The organism is Lacihabitans soyangensis (genome assembly GCF_024343775.1).
Classification (GTDB): domain Bacteria; phylum Bacteroidota; class Bacteroidia; order Cytophagales; family Spirosomataceae; genus Leadbetterella; species Leadbetterella soyangensis.
Map to the genome: position 1 here is coordinate 1 of NZ_RJUF01000092.1, position 1918 is coordinate 1918.

Below are 1918 nucleotides of genomic sequence, written 5' to 3' on the forward strand. Positions count from 1 at the left end.
GTTGTTACTACTGGTACGGCTGGTGCTGTTTTAGTTCCGATGGTAATTGTATTTGAATTACCCGAAGTACCACAGCTTGTTGTACACGTAGCTGTGTATGTACCTGCTCCGACCTCTTTGCTCGTGCCAGTGCCTAAGCCTGCCGACCAGTTGATCGTGCCGCCTTCACAACCGGTAGCTGTTAATTTAGCCTTCTCATTTGCACATACCGACGACTTGTCTGTTGCCAATACTGGTGCTGACGGTGTAATACCTTTGGTGATTACTACAGGAATAGAGGCTGCACTCTCTCCGCAAATCGTTACGCACTTAACAGTATATGTACCTTCACCTACTGTTTGGCTTGAAGCTGTACTTGCTGTATGGCTCCACTTCAAAGTACCGTTGCAGTTAGAAGCAGTTATGGTTACTGTCTCTATTCCACATACTTCTTTGTCTAAAGCTGTCAATACTGGTACCGTTGGTGTTACTCCTGTTTGGATAGTGATCTTATTCGATGCACTACTTGTTCCACAGGTGTTGGTACATGTTGCTGTATAATCGCCAGATGCTGATACTTGTATCGAAGCTGTTGTCTCTCCGGTACTCCATTTCAAACTTCCTGTGCAACCAACTGCTGTTAATGTCGCTTTCTCGCCATCACAACAAATCGTCTTGTTGGTCTCTATGATTGGTGCGGTTGGTATACTTCCATTCTGAATAGTTATAGAATTCGAGTTCGAGCTTTCACAATCGTTTGCCAAACAAATTGCGGTATAGGTTCCTGCTGATGATACAGTTATTGAAGTACCAGTAGTATTATTTGACCACTTCACTACTCCAGAGCAACCAGTTGCTGTTAATTTAACAGATCCAGTCTCACAAACAGTAGTTGGGCCATCGATGGCAATAACTGGTGCCTGTGGTTTCGGTTTAACCGTTACTACCAAGCTTGCAGTTACACTACATCCATTGGATGTAACTTTTATCGTATATGTTCCAGCATTAGCCCCTGTAACATTATTTATACTTGCTGTTCTTTGAATTGAGCTAAAACCATTTGGCCCAGTCCAAGAATATGTTGCAGAAGTTCCGTAGTCAGGCACTGTTAAAGTTAATATTTCGCCTTGACAAAGATTTATATTTGTCAAATTGATGGCATCAAGCTTTTTAACTTGTACACTTACAGTAGCCGTACCTGTACATCCTTTGCTACTTGTAACAGTTACAGAATATGTACCTTGATTTACAAGGTCTGCATTCGAAATTATTGGATTTTGCAAAGCCGATGTAAAACCATTTGGTCCGCTCCAAGAGTAAGTCGTTCCACCGCTTGTGAACAAATTAATTTGGTCTCCGAAACACACTGGTGAGTTGCTAGTAGCCACTGGAGCTAGTTTAGCTGGCTCTCCGACGATTATATTGGCAATGTTAACTTTGCAATTATTGGCATCGGTAATTACTATAGAGTATGTACCTGCTGGTAATGCTGTTATCACTTGAGTAGTAGCTGAAGTATTCCATTTGTAACTATATGGTGCTGTTCCACCTGATGGAATTGCAGAAATACTTCCATCCGTTCCACCATTACATGTTACATCGACAGTTAAGGTATTGGCCGTCAATTGCGTTGGCTGAGCCACTACCACACTTGCGGTTACAGTACATCCTTTTGCATCTGTTACAGTTACTGTATAGCTGCCTGCTGTCAAACCATTCGCTGTTGCTGAGGTTCCACCGCTTGGTAGCCAGTTGTAAGTATATGCTGGTGTTCCGCCCAAGGCTGTTACCGTCGCTTTTCCGTCGTTTCCGCCGAAACAACTAACACCTATCTTCGTTGCACTTGCAGTCAATTGCGTTGGCTGTGCTACTACTACACTTGCGGTTGCAGTACATCCTTTTGCATCTGTAACTGTTACTGTATAGCTGCCTGCTGTCA

The 1918-nt window shown here is 43.1% G+C and carries 1 protein-coding gene; it reads right to left on the reverse strand.

The features are described from left to right. Positions 1 to 1918 (reverse strand): SprB repeat-containing protein (locus EGI31_RS14510; RefSeq protein ID WP_510186413.1); only part of this gene is annotated, 1918 nt, incomplete at both ends.